This is a genomic window from Brucella tritici (assembly GCF_008932295.1).
Classification (GTDB): Bacteria; Pseudomonadota; Alphaproteobacteria; order Rhizobiales; family Rhizobiaceae; genus Brucella; species Brucella tritici.
Genome location: NZ_WBWA01000002.1, coordinates 220229 through 235954, shown reverse-complemented (window position 1 = coordinate 235954; position 15726 = coordinate 220229). Strand labels below are relative to the sequence as shown.

Below are 15726 nucleotides of genomic sequence, written 5' to 3'. Positions count from 1 at the left end.
GTTGCCCTATCGCACAGGCTCGGCTCTGCTTCAAGCAATTGCAGTGAAAAAGCCGGGCATTGTCACTTTACTGCCGCAAAGAGACAACACCCGGCTTTAACCGATTGAAGTGAAGCTTCAAGCGACTTTGCGCTTTTGCAGGAATTCTTCCAGTTCCTTGTCGCCGCCTTCCGGCAGCATGATCCGCACATGCACGTAGAGATCGCCACGTCCCCCGGCTTTCAGCGGAAGGCCTTTTTCCTTCAGGCGCAACACGCGATCAGAGCTCGACCACACCGGTATTTTCACCGCGATCCGTCCGTCCAGCGTTTCGACTTCCTGCTTGCCGCCAAGAACCGCGTCGGCAAGTTCGACCGGAAGGTCTACATGGACATCACGCCCTTCCATGCGAAACCGTGGATGCACCTTGAAGTGTATCGTGACCAGCGCATCGCCTGCCGTTCCGCCCATCAACGGCTCGCCCTGCCCTTTCAGGCGAATGGTCTGACCGTCTTCAACGAATTTCGGCAATTTGATTTTCAAATGCTTGCCGTTCGGGAAAATCGCTTCGACCTTCTCCGCTCCGGCAGCCTGTTCCAGCGTAATGTCGATGGACGCGGAAAGATCGGCACCCTTCGCCGGGCCGCGCTGACGCGCTCCGCCTGCACGGGCACCGCCACCGAAAGCTCCGCCGAAAAGATCGTTCAGAATATCATCCGCACCGCCGAAGCCGCCGCCCTGCTGAAAGCCACCGGGACCGGAACGGAATTCGAAATGGCTGTTGCCACCGCCGCCCTGCCGGAAGCCGGCAAACGGATCGCCATGTGCGCCACCGAAACCTTGTCCGCCGGTGAAGCCCTGAAAGGCAGGTTTGCCTTCAGCATCGATCTCGCCGCGGTCGAATTGTCCGCGCTTGTCCTTGTCGCCCAGAATTTCATAGGCCTGGTTCAGTTCTGCAAAGCGCTCCTGCGCCTTCGGATCGTCCTTGTTCTGATCCGGATGGTGCTTTTTGGCCAGTTTGCGGAAAGCCGATTTTATTTCCTCGGGCTTCGCCGTTTTGGCGACGCCCAGCACGCTATAGGGATCGCGCATATAGTTCCTCTTTCAGGAAAATAACTGTGAGATGAGTAAGACTCGTTGCCCATAATATGCGCATGTGGCCGGAAAAGTTCCAGTCAGGGCGAGCTTTTCTTTTCAGCGTCTTTTGGATCAAACACTCAGATCGGAGCGAAAGAAGTCACCGTCCACTGACCGCCGCGCTCCATGCAGGTTTCGCCGCGATAGATGGAAACTCCGTCAAAAGCTTCACGCGAGGTTTCGAATTCGCGGCAAAGCTGATTATTCCTGTTGTTCTCGGCAATCGTCGTGATCGTTCCCTGGCTGCCCGTATCGGGATTGGCCCACGGCACGGGCTTTTTGCCCCATTGCGTAAAATTGAGCGCAGAAACAACGTTCTTTATCGCCGATTGATCGGAGAGCTTGCCTGTATCGGTCTCAACCGGCTGCGGCTGCTTCACGGACCCGGTGATCGTGGAAGAATCGGGAACGGCCTTTTCAATGCTCACACCACCCATGGCACAACCGGCAAGCGAGAGCATGCATATGCCAATCACAGCCCTGCACAGTGTTTTTGCACCGCTGTTCAGGCTCCGGAGATTGTGTTTACGGCGAAGCGTCTCGACGGCCAACGCTATTCCCTTATTTCTACACGCTAAAGATGCAGGGATTATGGGTGAACTTGAGTTAACAAGCGGTGTGCCGGAAAGGTAAACAAATCGGAATCAGAGCACAACGCCCAACTCCGTACTTTATTCAGCCGTCAAATGATGTTCCCGGTTTTCTGTATCCTGCTCGGGACAGTGAAGGTGCGGTGCGTTCACTGTTGCGGTGCGGGTAGCATAGCCGTTCCGGCCAGCCTGTTTCACCTTGTCGAGCGCAAGATCGGCCCGGGCAAAAATGTCGAGGTCACTCGTTTCATTATCGCGCTCCTCGCTGGCGATACCTATGCTCACCGTCATTACGAGTTTCTGCCCATTGAACAGATGATGCAGACCGTCAGCGAATTTAAGAGAATTACGATGTAAAGCGTCAGAAAATCGAGTTTTGGCATAGCCCCCACCTTGATCGGCGCCTACAAGAAGTTGCCCGTCAAGTAAAGCTATGTCGAGCCCTGCGACGACACATCCCGGCAAGGCCATGGACAAAATGCCGGTTATCGAAGAAGCTCCTTCCCGACCCGCCCCATCTGGGGTTTCTTTGGCGGGGATTCCCCTGCAGGATGATCCGCAAAATTCCGACAGGCTGTTGAAATATCCAAAATGACAAACGCAAGCGACGACTTCACCGAATCCTCTCAGCCGTTCAAACTTTTCGCAGACTGGCTGACCGATGCCAAAGCGAGCGAACCGAACGATCCCAACGCCGTCGCGCTGGCAACGGTCGATCCGGATGGCCTGCCCAATGTGCGCATGGTGCTGTTGAAGGATTTCGACGAACAGGGCTTCGTCTTCTACACCAATTATGAGAGCACCAAGGGCAGAGAAATCCTGTCGGCGGAAAAGGCTGCAATGTGTTTTCATTGGAAGACGCTGCGCCGTCAGGTGCGCGTGCGCGGCGCGGTGGAGAAAGTAAGCGATGCCGAAGCGGATGCCTATTACGCCTCGCGCCCGCGCGGCAGCCGCATCGGCGCATGGGCATCCAAGCAGTCACGCCCGCTGGAAAGCCGCTTCGCGCTGGAAAAGGCCGTTGCGGAATATACAGCAAAATATGCCATCGGTGACATTCCACGCCCGTCCTACTGGTCGGGTTTCCGTATTCGCCCGGTCTCGATCGAATTCTGGCATGACCGCCCGTTCCGCCTGCACGACCGCGTCTTGTTCACCCGGCTCAAGCCGGAAGGTGACTGGAACAAGGACCGGCTTTATCCGTAAGGGATAGAAAACCGCTACACGCCTCCGCCCTCATCCTAAGGTGCGGAGCGTAGCGAAGCCTCGAAGGATCGGTCCTTCGACAAGCTCAGGATGAGGGTCGCGCGTCTACACCCGCCCTTCAATTACACGATCGGCTTGATCGCCACCCAGAGGCTGCCGAAAACGAGGCCGAGGAAGATCAGCCAGCCGACAATATTGTTCGACTTGAACAGTTTCAGGCACTGATCGGGATTGTCGATATCGAGCACGATGATCTGGCGATAGAGATGCACGCCAGCGGCCAGCAATCCAGCCAGTGCGGGCATAGGCACCTGCGCCACGGCAAAGGCGGCAGCAAAGAAGCCGATAGCGCCGCCATAAAGGATCATCAGCGCAGTCTTGGTGTGTTTGCCGAACAGGCGCGCCGTGGAGCGAACGCCGACCAGCGCGTCATCTTCCTTGTCCTGATGCGCGTAGATCGTGTCGTAGCCGATGGTCCACAGGATCGCACCGATATAAAGCAGCACCGGCGGCAAGGAGAGTGATCCTTCCACCGCAGCCCAGCCCATCAGCGCGCCCCATGAAAAGGCAAGACCCAGCACGAATTGTGGCCAGTCGGTAATGCGCTTCATGAACGGATAGGCCGCGACGATCAAAAGCGAGAAAATGCCGAGCGCAATCGAAAACCAGTTGAATTGCAGCACCACCACAAGCCCGACAAGCGCTTGCAGGACGAGAAAGGCCTTGGCCTGACCACGCGTCACCTGTCCGGCAGGCAGCGGACGCGACCGGGTGCGATCCACCTGATCGTCAATATCCTGATCGACAAGGTCATTATAGGTGCAGCCTGCACCGCGCATGGCGATAGCGCCGACCAGAAACAGGAACAGGTGCCAGATTGAAGGCACAACCGACCACGCGCCATCACCCGGATGTGCACCAGCGCCCGCCACCAGTGCCGCCGACCACCAGCACGGCCACAACAGAAGCTGCCAGCCAATCGGACGGTCCCAGCGCGCAAGCTGCGCATAGGGCCACAATCCCTGCGGCAACAACTTATAGACCCAATGACCCGACGGAGCGTCCTTTACACGTCCTTGCGCATTGCGTGACTGAATCGATCCGTGTAGTTCGGGCTGTGACATGGCGAAATCCTTGATATATGCAGCCATCACTATAACCCCGACGAAGACGGAGCAAGCAATGAGAGTTCTTTTAATCGGTTCTGGCGGTCGTGAACATGCTCTGGCCTGGAAACTGGCCGCTTCTCCGTCACTGACAAAACTCTATTGCGCACCGGGCAATCCCGGCATCGCGGAAGCTGCCGAACTGGTCGATATGGATGTCAGCGACCACAAGGCCGTGATTGCTTTCGCCAAGGAAAACGCCATCGATCTCGTGGTAGTCGGCCCCGAAGGCCCGCTGGTTGCAGGCCTTGCCGACGATCTGCGCGCCGAGAACATTCGCGTTTTCGGCCCGTCCAAGGCCGCAGCCCAGCTTGAAGGCTCCAAAGGTTTCACCAAGGATCTCTGCGCCCGCTTCGATATTCCGACCGGAGCCTATGGCCGCTTCAACAATGCACCAAAGGCTAAGGCCTATATCCGCCAGCAGGGCGCTCCCATCGTGGTCAAGGCCGATGGCCTTGCGGCAGGCAAAGGCGTGGTCGTCGCGATGACGCTTGATGAAGCGCTGGATGCCGTCGATGCCTGCTTTGAAGGCGCATTCGGTTCTGCCGGTGCCGAAGTGGTGGTGGAAGAATTTCTGGACGGCGAAGAAGCAAGCTTCTTCTACATCTGCGACGGCAAGACCGCCGTGCAGCTCGGCTCGGCGCAGGACCACAAGCGCGTCGGCGACGGCGACACCGGTCCCAATACGGGCGGCATGGGCGCCTATGCACCAGCGCCGGTCATGACGCCGGAAATCGTCGAGCGCACCATGCGCGAACTGATCGAACCGACCATGCGCGGCATGGCGGAAATTGGCGCGCCCTTCTCCGGTGTTTTGTTCCTCGGCCTGATGATCGGCAAGGACGGCCCGAAGCTGATCGAATACAACACCCGTTTCGGCGACCCGGAATGCCAGGTGCTGATGATGCGCCTCAACAGTGACCTGTTGGCGCTGCTCAATGCCGCTGTCGACGGCAAGCTGGATCAGGTTTCGCTGGACTGGAAAGATGATCCGGCGCTGACCATCGTCATGGCTGCGGAAGGCTATCCGACCAATGTGAAGAAGGGCAGCGTCATTCGCGGTCTCGACGCGCTTGACGGCATCGACGGCGTCAAGGTTTTCCATGCTGGCACGGCAGAGAAAGACGGGCAGCTGGTTGCCAATGGCGGTCGCGTGCTGAACGTGACTGCCGTGGGCAAAACCGTCGCTGAAGCGCAGGCCAAGGCTTATGACGCCATCAAGAAGATCGACTGGCCGGAAGGTTTCTATCGCACAGACATCGGCTGGCGCGCCGTGGAGCGGGAACGTTCCGGCAAATAGTTTTATTGACGGCACCGGCATGATCGCATCCTTTTGACAGATAGGATGCGATTGGAGCCTGTTTTCATCATGCAATAGGCTGCGAGAAAATATTGACGTTTACGTAATAAGCCGGTAGCTCTTATCATGAAGAAGACTGATACTCCCTCTGCCCGCTGGCAGATTGGAGGCCGGGGTTCCCGAGGAGGAGCCTCGATGAGCACGATGTGGAGGAAAGATGTATCGCGCGCCGGTTTCTGAAATTTCCCATACGCTGATGAAGGTTGCGGGGCTTGAGAAAGCGCTGGAAGACAACCGCTTTCCCGAATTTTCCGCCGATCTGGCCGAAGCCATTCTCGAAGAAGCCGGAAGATTTGCAGCCGAGCGCGTCGAGCCGTTGCGCATTTCCGGCGACCGCAACGGTGCTACCGTTAAGGACGGTGTCGTCACCACCGCCCCGGGCTGGAAAGACCTTTACCGCGACTGGATCGCGGGCGGCTGGAACTCGCTAACCGGCACGCCGGACTATGGCGGTCAGGGCCTGCCGACCATGATGTCGGTCGCCGTCAGCGAAATGTGGAATTCCGGCACGCTTGCATTCGCCATTGCGCCGACGCTGACCATGGGTGCTGTCGAAGCGCTGGAAAAGCACGCCTCCAAGGAATTGAAGGATATCTATCTCGAAAAGCTCATTTCCGGCGAGTGGATGGGCACGATGAACCTGACCGAACCGCACGCCGGTTCCGATCTTGGCGTACTTCGCACCCGTGCAGAACGCGCCGGTGACGGTAGCTATCGCATCTTCGGCCAGAAGATTTTCATCACCTATGGCGAGCATGACCTGACCGACAATATCGTGCATCTGGTGCTGGCTCGCCTGCCCGATGCCCCGGCTGGAACGAAGGGCATTTCGCTTTTCCTCGTGCCTAAATTCCTCGTCAATAATGACGGCTCGCTCGGTCGCAGGAACGATCTGTTCTGCTCTGGCCTTGAACACAAGATGGGCATCCATGCCTCGCCGACCTGCACCATGATCTATGGCGACGGTTTCGTGAAAGGTGAGGAACAGGGGGCCGTCGGCTACCTGATCGGCGAGGAAAATCGCGGGTTAGCCTGCATGTTCACCATGATGAACAATGCCCGCCTTCTGGTCGGCATTCAGGGTGTCGGCGTTGCCGAGGCCGCCTATCAGCAGGCGCTGGCCTATGCCAAGGAGCGCAAGCAGGGCCGCGCCATCGGTGCTGACCCGAAAGACGGCATGAGCCCGATCATCGAACACCCAGACGTGCAGCGCATGTTGCTGACCATGAAGGCGCTGACGCAGGTTGCCCGTTCGATCACCTATTCCTGCGCACATGCCATTGATATGAGCCATGCAACGGATGGCGCAGACCAGCAATTCTGGTCGGATCGCGCCGGTCTGCTGACGCCACTCGCCAAGAGCTTCGCGACCGATGCGGGTGTGGATGTTGCTTCGCTGGGCATCCAGATCCACGGCGGCATGGGCTTCATCGAAGAGACAGGTGCCGCGCAATTGCTGCGCGATGCCCGCATCACCCCGATCTACGAAGGCACCAATGGCATTCAGGCCATCGACCTTGTGGCGCGCAAGCTGCCGCTCGGTCATGGCGAGCACATCAAGGGCTTCCTCGCAGAACTCGAAGGCGATGCCGACAAGGCCGCGGCATCCAATCGTCCGGAACTCGGTGAAACCGGCACGCGCCTTTCCAAGGCCATCAATGAGGCCCGCGAAGCCACGGACTGGCTGCAAAAGGCCGTTGCCGAAGGGCAGATCGAAGCGGCACTTGCCGGGGCCACGCCTTATCAGCGGCTTTTGTCGCTCGTTTCAGGCGGCGCCTATCTCGCGCGTGCAGCACTTGCGGACGGCGACAGCGGTCGCGCAGTGCTGAGCCGCTTCTTCGCGGAAAACATGCTTGCCGAAGTATCGTCCCTGAAGGACACCGTCATCACCGGCGCTGCCAGCCTTGCCGCCGCCAAATCTGCGCTGGAGGCGTAAGCATGAGCGAACATATCCTGATCGAACGCAAAGGCGCGGTCCAGATCATCCGTCTTAACCGGCCCGAAAAGAAAAACGCCATCACCCGCGCCATGTATGCCACTATGGCAAAGGCGCTCAAGGACGGCGATGCCGATGACGCCGTGCGTGTGCATGTGTTTCTGGGGAGTCCGGGCGCTTTTTCCTCCGGCAATGACATGCAGGATTTCATGGCGGCTGCGACGGGCGACAGCAGTTTCGGCAGTGAAATTCTGGATTTCCTCATTCCGCTGGCAGAAACCCAAAAGCCTATCGTTTCGGGCGTCGATGGTCTCGCCATCGGGGTCGGCACGACGATCCATTTTCACTGCGATCTGACTTTTGCAACGCAGCGCGCTCTATTCCGCACGCCGTTTGTCGATCTCGGCCTCGTGCCGGAAGCAGGTTCCAGCCTGCTTGCGCCGTCGCTGATGGGCCGTCAGAAGGCCTTTGCCCTCTTGGCGCTCGGCCACGGCTTCACAGCGGAAGCCGCGCAGGAAGCCGGGATCGTCTATCAGATCGTTGCCGAGGATGCGCTGGAGACGGAAGTGATGAAGGCGGCGGAAGAGATTGCCGCCAAACCGCCGCAGGCCATGCAGATTGCCCGCGCCCTGATGCGCCTGCCCGCCGAGAATATCGCTGATCGCATCACCCGCGAGGCCAGGCATTTCGCCGAACGACTGACTTCGGATGAAGCCCGCGAGGCTGTCATGGCCTTCCTTATGCGCAAAAAATAAACCCGAATGTCTTCTTTCGCGGGCGCATCTTTTCCGATTTTCGGGATGCGCCCCAAGACATCCGGGGGCTTTTTGGAGGTCAGCCTAAATTTTTGAAGGGGTCGCTTTTCTCAAGCGACCCTTTCCAATTCAATTTCGAGCGATAATTTCCTTGCCCGAGATCACCAGACGGACGCCAAGCGTACCGGTCTTGCGGCGAGCGAGAAAACGCGGACGGCGACGGCGCGGCTCTTGTCCCTGACGACGAGCCTGCGGCTGACTGGTGCGGACCGCGCCCGTGCTTTCGTAAAGCGGGCGGGCGACGCCGTCTTCCTCAACCAGCATCATCGGCAGATTGAAGCTTGCGGCCCAGGCGCGCCAGTCGGCTGCAACGTCGGTCAGATCATGTGCGACAAGCAGGGGAACGGAAAGCTGCGGGTCTTCATGCATCAGCTCCAGCGTCACCGTGATTTCGCCGAACTCGTCTTCCACTGCACGGGCGGCAACGCCGACAAATGCGTTGGCCGGGAGAGCGATCGACATCGGCAGGCCGCTTGAAGGCAGAACCTGCCGGATCACAGCGCCGCGCTCATTGATGGTGAAGGTAACGTCGCTGCTCCCGTCATGGGTCGCGTAGCTCACAACCTGCGGAAAGTGAAACGGATCGAGCCGCAATTCCCGTCCTGCCCAGTCGGGCTTCAGTCCCTTGCTCATCATTTTCGACGCCTCTGTCTCTCTGTCTTTTTTGCGCAAGTCCGAACGCAAAACCGCTGCACACTTTTGCTGGACTTGCTTTTTTGAGAGCCGGTTTTTCCGACTTCCCTTTGTCAAGCTTTTTGCTCTTCGTTGAGATGGAGAATAGGCGCGGTTTATTACCGACGGGCTTAATGAGTTAAGTTAACTTTTCCCTGCCTTTTCCTTTGGTTAGCAGATTACAACCAGGTGTAAGAATTCGGAAATTCTTCTGAAGAAGTGTTTACTAAAAAAAACGGGCGGTTAATACCGCCCGTCTTACTTCCTGGAATTGTGCTATTTTTACAGAACCTTGCCGGGGTTCATGATGCCTGCCGGATCGAAAGCCGACTTGATGCGGCGCATCAGGTCGAGCGCAACATCCTGCTTGAAGAAAGCCAGTTCTTCCCGCTTGAGCTGACCAATGCCGTGTTCAGCCGAAATCGAACCCGTATAGCTCGCGACGATCGTGTGGATGCGATGGTTCAGTTCGTGCCAGCGCGCAAGGAAGGCTTCCTTGTCAGCGCCAACAGGCTGCGAAACGTTGTAATGCAGATTACCGTCACCGATATGGCCGAAGCAGACGATGCGCGCACCGGGGATCATTTCCAGCGTCGCGGCATTGGCTTCGTGGATGAAGGCGGGGATGGAAGCAACAGGCACGGATATATCGTGCTTGATCGAGCCACCCTCCGGCTTCTGTGCCCAGGACATTTCCTCACGCATCTTCCAGAAGGACTGTGCCTGCGCCACGCTTTCGCCAATGGCCGCATCCTGAATAATGTCGCTCTCAAAGGCTTCGGTCAGGATCGTTTCCAGCGTCGTGCGCGCATCTTCTTCCGAACGGGTAGAGGAAATATCGATCAGCACATACCAGTCATGCTGGCTTTCGAGCGGATCGCGCACGCCATCGACATGGCGCACTGTAAATTCCACACCCACGCGCGGCATCAATTCGAAGCCGGTCAGCGACGGGCCTGCATGTTCCGTCGCAAGCTGGAACAGGCGCAGCACATCCTCCGGATTGCGCAGGCCCGCATAGGCCACGCCCTTGCCCTTCGGCTGCGGGAAGATTTTCAATACTGCCGCTGTGATGACGCCAAGCGTTCCTTCCGAGCCGACGAAAAGGTCTTTCAGGTCGTAGCCGGTATTGTCCTTCTTCACATAGCGAAGATCGTTGAGAATCTCTCCGGTCGGCAGCACAACTTCAAGGCCGAGGCAGAGCTCGCGCATGTTGCCATAGGCAAGCACTGCCGTACCGCCAGCGTTGGAGCCAAGATTGCCGCCGATCTGGCAAGAGCCTTCGGCACCCAGCGACAGCGGAAACAGGCGGCCGGCTTTTTCAGCGGCTTCCTGAAGGTTCTTCAGAATAACACCCGCTTCAAGCGTTACCAGATTGCCGACCGTATCGAGATTGCGGATGCGGTTCATCCGTCCGAGCGACAGAATGATGGCTGCGCCGCTTTCATCGGGCTGCTGGCCGCCGACGAGGCCCGTATTGCCACCCTGCGGCACCACCGGCGTTTTCGTCTCGCTGGCAAGCTTCATGATCGCCGCAACTTCCTCCGTCGAACCCGGACGAAGGACGAGAGGTGTGCGACCGTGATAGAGATCGCGCTGCTCGACGAGATAAGCGGCGAGATCTTCCGGCGCGGTGAGCGCATTCTTTTCGCCCACGATGGCGGAGAAACGTTCGATCAGAGCGGTGTCCAGCATAGTCTGTCTCTTACATAGGAGGATGTTAACGCGGGGCCGCCGCGCGTTTCAAACGGTCGTTGATGGCCTCGCCGAGACCTTCAAAGGGGATAGGCTCGACGGCGATGGTGGAGGCGCCTGTCGCGTCCAGCCTGCGCATGAAATCGAACAGATTGGCCGCTGCTTCCCGCAAATTGCCATCGGCGCTCAGGTTCATGATCGCCCTTGCCGCATCAGCCCCGGCCACACGCTGCGGGCCAAAGGCAAGCAGCGCTTCCCCCGGCTGCACCGAGCCGACACCAAGCCGCATCGCAGCATCAGGCGCATAATGCGAGGCCATCATGCCCGGCGCCTGAATTGCCGATGTGTGGTCGGCGCGCACGAGCTTCTCACCAATCACGGCTTCGATTTCTTCCGCAGCCAGCCCGCCGGGACGGAGCAGATGTACTTTATTACCGTCTACCTTGACGATGGTGGATTCAACCCCAACACCACAAGGACCGGCATCAAGGATCAGATCAAGCTTGCTGCCGAGATCGTCTGCAACCGCATCGGCGCTTGTCGGGCTGATGCGACCTGACGTGTTGGCGCTTGGCGCTGCAACCGGACTATCAAGCTCCTCGATGATATCGCGCACACGGCCAAGCGGCATGCGGATGGCAAGGGTCGAAAGTCCGGCGGTCACAAGCGGATGGATCGGGCGATAAATGAGGCGGTCCGTATCCTGCCTGTCCTTCAGCGGCAGCACGATGGTCAATGGACCGGGCCAGAACAGTTCGGCAAGCTTGCGTGAAAGGGCGTCGAAAGTGACATAGCGCTCCGCCATGGCGATGCCGCTCACATGCGCAATCAGCGGATTGAACTGAGGCCGCCCCTTGGCCGCGAAAATACCCGCCACACCCTCGCCGTTGGAAGCGTCGGCGGCAAGGCCATAGACTGTTTCGGTTGGAATGGCGACGAGACCGCCGCGCCGCAGCACTTCCACCGCGCGCTGGACTGCCTCATCATCGAATTTGACTATATCGGACACTGGTTTTCCGCCTCTCGGGCGTCCCAAGTTAAGCCCGTTCTGCCTACACAAGCTCAAGCCCCGGTGCAAGCGATGTGCAAGCAAGCTCCTCCCCTATCCCGACACAATCACGGCAAGACGATCGCGATTGCGCATGAAAAATTGCGTTTTGTTAGGTTTTTCAGGGCATAATGATATTATTCATGCGTGAGGTGAATAATGTTATCGCGATTTATCGCTATTTCGCTGACGGCCATCGGACTGCCCGCAATTGCTTCCGCAAATGGGGGGGAGCGCACGGCATCGCCCTATCAGGTCGGCTCCATCGATTATATCGGCTATGACAAGATCGGCGCCAATGGCCTGCCGATCTGCGGCGCCTGTGTACAAAAGCAGGCTGCGGAACTCGACGCACAGAAGGCAATCGAGGCTCGCCGCAAGCGCGCCCGTGCCTATATGGCGCGTATGCAGGGCCAGCCCGTCCCGGACGATCTGCTTGAGCCGGCCGCCGCGCCAGCAGAAGACTTTGACCCCACAAAGCCGGTGCGCGTCGTTGGCGACCCCTGGGCCGGAGCATCGGATGAAATCGATCTCAGTTCGCTCGAACTCAGACCCAGCCTGAAGTAAACAAAAATGGCGCCAGCCCCTCGCCTCTCATCCTGAGGAGGTCCGCAGGGCCGTCTCGAAGGATCGAAGGCGAAAGCAAAATCGACGGGCGCGACAGGCGCTGTGCGTTTTCCCTCAGCCCTTCGAGACGCCTCCCTTCGACAAGCTCAGGGAGGCTCCTCAGGATGAGGGAAAATGGAGCCGCACGTGGCTGATTATCAGCCCGCGATCTTGGAGAAATCCGCCACTTTGCCGGTTGCCGCACGAATCTGGTCGAGCAATGCCAGACGATTGGCGCGGACATTCTCGTCCTCGTCGTTCACCAGCACTTTTTCGAAGAACGTATCGACCGGACCGCGCAGCTTGGCGAGCGCCAGCATCGCACCGTTGAAATCTTCACGGGCAATTGCAGCCTCGGCATCTTGCGAAGCCAGAGTGACGGCTTCAAACAATGCCTTCTCTTCCGCTTCGCGAAGAAGAGACGCACTCACGCTTTGCGCAACCTTCGTACCCTTCTTCTCTTCGGCAGCGAGGATGTTGGCGGCGCGCTTGGTGCCAGCCAGAAGGTTCTTGCCGTCTTCCTCATTGATGAAGACGATCAGCGCTTCCAGACGACGGGCAACCAGCAGCAGATTGTCGGCTTCCGGCGACAGTACGGCGTCGATGGCGTCGTAGCGCGCGCCTTCTTCCTTCAGATGTACCTTGAAACGGTCGTGGAAGAAGGACAGAAGATCGGCCAGCACCGGCTCGGACGATGCTTCTGCCTCGGCGCGAACCTGCTTTTCATAGCTGGCCAATGCGTTGTCGACATCCTGCTCGCCGTCGACATCACCGGAGTTTTCCGCAGCAAGCTTGGCTTCAAATTCGCGCAGCTTGCGCTGGACCTGACCTTCTTTGAGCGCGGCAAAGGCCGAACGGAAGAGCGGCAGCAGTGGGAACTTCCATTCCTGTGACAGCAGGAGACGGATCACGCCCAATGCCGCGCGGCGCAGCGCAAACGGGTCCTTCGAGCCGGTCGGCTTTTCGTCGATCGCCCAGAAACCGACCAGCGTATCGAGCTTGTCGGCAAGCGCAACGGCAACCGAAACCGGGTTCTTCGGCACCACATCGGACGGACCTTGCGGCTTGTAATGTTCTTCAATTGCAGCGGCGACGGCATCGTCTTCGCCCTGAAGCAACGCATATTTGCGGCCCATCGCACCCTGAAGCTCAGGGAACTCGCCGACAACTTCCGTGGTGAGGTCAGCCTTTGCCAGAACTGCCGCGCGCGCAGCAAGCTTCGGATCGGCACCCACTAACGGCGCAATCTGCGCAGCCAGTTCGCGAATGCGTTCAACGCGTGCGCCTTGCGTGCCGAGCTTGGCATGGAAGGTCACATTCAGTGCATCCAGACGCGCCATGCGCTGATCGAGCGGCTTTTTCAGGTCAAGACCGAACTTTTCCGCCGAGGCGGCCAGCTTGTCGAGGTCGGGCAGATCATGCTGATCAGTGTGCCAGAAATAGAGCGCATCCGACAGGCGTGCGCGCACGACCTTGCCGTTGCCATAGGCGATTTCCGTGCCGCCGTCGCGGGCTGCAATGTTCGATACAAGAATGAACTTGTTGGAAAGCGCTTCGGCTTCGCCCTGCTTGCGGGTGACGAAGCACTTCTGGTTGGCGCGGATGGTGAGGCGGATGACTTCCGGCGGAATGGCCAGGAATTCTTCCTCGAATTCGCCCATCAGCACGACCGGCCATTCGACCAGACCGGACACTTCTTCCAGAAGCCCGTCGTCTTCGACCAGCTCAAGACCGGAAGCGAAGGCGAGATTATGCGCGTCCTGCGAAATGATTTCCTTGCGGCGCTCCGCGTCGAGAACCACGAAAGCCTTTTCGAGTTTTTCGACATAATCCTCGAAGCGGCGCACCTTGATTGCCTGACCGTCGCTCAGGAAACGATGGCCATAGGTGACATTGCCGGACTTGATGCCATCGACATCGAAATCGATGACCACTGTTTCCTCGGTTTCAGGACCGAAGGTGCAGAGGATCGACTGCAGCGGGCGCACCCAACGAAGCGAACCCGGCCTGGCAGAAGCCGCACCCCAGCGCATGGATTTCGGCCACGGGAAATTGCGGATCGTCTGCGGCACCAGTTCGGCGACGATCTCTTCCGCTGCGCGGCCCGGCTTCGTCAGATGGGCGACATAGAAATCACCCTTCTTCGGATCGGAGTGGACATGGGCCTGAGAAACATCAGTGAGACCAGCCTTGCGCAGAAAACCCTGAATGGCCTGTTCCGGCGCTGTGACCGACGGGCCTTTGATGTCTTCGTGCACGTCCTTGGAACGCACGGTGAGGCCGCGAATATCGAGCGTCAGACGACGCGGCGTCCAGTAAGCGGTCGCGGCTTCATAGGTGAGACCGGCTTCCACCAGACCATCGGTAATCATCTTTTTCAGATCACCGGCAGCCTTGCGCTGCATGCGAGCGGGGATTTCTTCGGAAAAGAGTTCAAGAAGTAGGTCAGGCATTACTCGCCCTCACGCTTGAAATTGAAACCACCGGCATCCGTCAGAAGGAATGCCTCGCCGCACTGACGCGCAAGATTGCGCACGCGCAGAATATAGCTCTGACGCTCGGTGACCGAGATCACGCCGCGCGCATCCATCAGATTGAACACGTGGGATGCCTTGATGCACTGGTCATAGGCCGGGAAAACGCTCTTATGCATTTTATGATTGGCGTCAGGAGCAGGCGCACCAGCCTTCAGAATGGCCTCGCATTCGCGCTCGGCATCGATGAAATGCTGATGCAAAGCCTCGGTATTGGCCATTTCAAAGTTGTAGCGGGAATATTCCTGCTCGGCCTGCAGGAACACCTCGCCATAAGTGACCTTCTCGTCGCCTTCGAGGCCGTTGAAGTTGAGGTCGTAGACATTGTCCACACCCTGCACATACATGGCGAGGCGTTCGAGACCATAGGTCAGCTCACCGGAAACCGGCGAGCATTCGATGCCGCAGACCTGCTGGAAATAGGTGAACTGCGACACTTCCATGCCGTCGCACCAGCATTCCCAGCCGAGACCCCATGCGCCGAGCGTCGGGCTTTCCCAATCGTCTTCCACGAAGCGAACGTCATGCAGCGTCGGATCAAGGCCGATGGCGCGCAGCGAACCAAGATAGAGATCCTGAAGGTTCGGCGGCGATGGCTTGATGATGACCTGATACTGGTAATAGTGCTGGAGGCGGTTCGGGTTTTCACCGTAACGGCCATCCTTCGGACGACGCGATGGCTGCACATAGGCAGCCTTCCACGGCTTCGGCCCCAGCGAGCGCAGCGTCGTTGCCGGGTGAAACGTACCGGCACCAACTTCCATGTCATAGGGCTGCAGAATGGCGCAACCGTGCTCCGCCCAATAGTTATGGAGCGTCAGGATCAGACCCTGAAAGGAACGGGTGGGATGCATATGTGCTGGCAACGTACTGGACACGGGGTCGGGCCTTGTAATTGAAATGATGGCCCGGTCTAATTTGTCCGTAACGCAGGGTCAAGCACAGGCTGCCAGTTTCGGTGTCACACCACTTTGAAACCCGCAGC

14 protein-coding genes are annotated in these 15726 nt (G+C 58.5%); 5 read left to right on the top strand and 9 right to left on the bottom strand.

What is annotated here, in order from left to right:
• Positions 1–117: 117 nt before the first annotated feature.
• The 3 genes from F9K91_RS03315 to F9K91_RS26255 all read right to left on the bottom strand — a co-directional run bounded on the left by F9K91_RS03315 (position 118) and on the right by F9K91_RS26255 (position 2177).
• On the bottom strand, positions 118–1071 hold the full coding sequence (locus tag F9K91_RS03315) for a DnaJ C-terminal domain-containing protein (protein ID WP_151677168.1): 954 nt from the start codon (positions 1069–1071) through the stop codon (positions 118–120).
• A 125-nt stretch (positions 1072–1196) separates the two neighbouring features.
• Entirely contained in the window at positions 1197–1625 is a 429-nt protein-coding gene (locus F9K91_RS03310; protein WP_247997223.1) for an RT0821/Lpp0805 family surface protein, read from the bottom strand.
• Between the two features lie 162 nt (positions 1626–1787).
• A complete protein-coding gene (locus F9K91_RS26255) occupies positions 1788–2177 on the bottom strand; it encodes a nucleotidyl cyclase domain-containing protein (protein WP_235912746.1) in 390 nt (129 codons plus the stop codon).
• Positions 2178–2297: 120 nt separating this feature from the next.
• Between F9K91_RS26255 and pdxH the strand changes: the two genes are divergently transcribed.
• On the top strand, positions 2298–2909 hold the full coding sequence (pdxH, locus tag F9K91_RS03300) for a pyridoxamine 5'-phosphate oxidase (protein WP_151677166.1): 612 nt from the start codon (positions 2298–2300) through the stop codon (positions 2907–2909).
• A gap of 122 nt (positions 2910–3031) precedes the next feature.
• Here pdxH and ubiA read toward each other — a convergent pair whose 3' ends face one another.
• Positions 3032–4033, bottom strand: a complete 1002-nt coding sequence (gene ubiA, locus F9K91_RS03295) for a 4-hydroxybenzoate octaprenyltransferase (protein WP_151677266.1) — start codon at positions 4031–4033, stop codon at positions 3032–3034.
• Between the two features lie 58 nt (positions 4034–4091).
• Between ubiA and purD the strand changes: the two genes are divergently transcribed.
• From purD to F9K91_RS03280, 3 genes are all read left to right on the top strand, one after another.
• Positions 4092–5375 carry a phosphoribosylamine--glycine ligase gene (gene purD / locus F9K91_RS03290; RefSeq protein ID WP_151677164.1) on the top strand — a complete coding sequence of 428 codons (1284 nt, stop codon included), beginning with the start codon at positions 4092–4094 and terminating at the stop codon, positions 5373–5375.
• A 217-nt stretch (positions 5376–5592) separates the two neighbouring features.
• Positions 5593–7371 carry an acyl-CoA dehydrogenase gene (locus tag F9K91_RS03285; RefSeq protein WP_151663179.1) on the top strand — a complete coding sequence of 593 codons (1779 nt, stop codon included), beginning with the start codon at positions 5593–5595 and terminating at the stop codon, positions 7369–7371.
• Between the two features lie 2 nt (positions 7372–7373).
• Positions 7374–8126, top strand: a complete 753-nt coding sequence (locus F9K91_RS03280; protein ID WP_151554261.1) for a crotonase/enoyl-CoA hydratase family protein — start codon at positions 7374–7376, stop codon at positions 8124–8126.
• A gap of 129 nt (positions 8127–8255) precedes the next feature.
• On the opposite strand, the gene F9K91_RS03275 is transcribed toward F9K91_RS03280, so the two are convergent.
• The 3 genes from F9K91_RS03275 to F9K91_RS03260 form a co-directional block, all read right to left on the bottom strand.
• Positions 8256–8822: a DUF6101 family protein gene (locus F9K91_RS03275; RefSeq protein WP_010658347.1), complete on the bottom strand. Its 567-nt coding sequence runs from the start codon at positions 8820–8822 to the stop codon at positions 8256–8258.
• 318 nt (positions 8823–9140) lie between these two features.
• Positions 9141–10553, bottom strand: coding sequence for an FAD-binding oxidoreductase (locus F9K91_RS03265; protein ID WP_151677163.1), 1413 nt, complete (start codon positions 10551–10553; stop codon positions 9141–9143).
• 25 nt (positions 10554–10578) lie between these two features.
• The gene (locus F9K91_RS03260; protein WP_151677161.1) at positions 10579–11562 is read right to left on the bottom strand and encodes an L-threonylcarbamoyladenylate synthase; all 984 of its coding nucleotides are present in this window, start codon (positions 11560–11562) and stop codon (positions 10579–10581) included.
• Between the two features lie 198 nt (positions 11563–11760).
• On the opposite strand from F9K91_RS03260, the gene F9K91_RS03255 reads away from it, so the two are divergent.
• Entirely contained in the window at positions 11761–12168 is a 408-nt protein-coding gene (locus tag F9K91_RS03255; RefSeq protein WP_151651689.1) for a hypothetical protein, read from the top strand.
• Between the two features lie 197 nt (positions 12169–12365).
• On the opposite strand, the gene glyS is transcribed toward F9K91_RS03255, so the two are convergent.
• Positions 12366–14660 carry a glycine--tRNA ligase subunit beta gene (gene glyS, locus F9K91_RS03250; RefSeq protein ID WP_151677160.1) on the bottom strand — a complete coding sequence of 765 codons (2295 nt, stop codon included), beginning with the start codon at positions 14658–14660 and terminating at the stop codon, positions 12366–12368.
• On the bottom strand, positions 14660–15595 hold the full coding sequence (locus F9K91_RS03245; RefSeq protein ID WP_061345098.1) for a glycine--tRNA ligase subunit alpha: 936 nt from the start codon (positions 15593–15595) through the stop codon (positions 14660–14662). Before F9K91_RS03245 ends, glyS begins: the two co-directional genes overlap by 1 nt.
• Between the last annotated feature and the right edge of the window lie 131 nt (positions 15596–15726).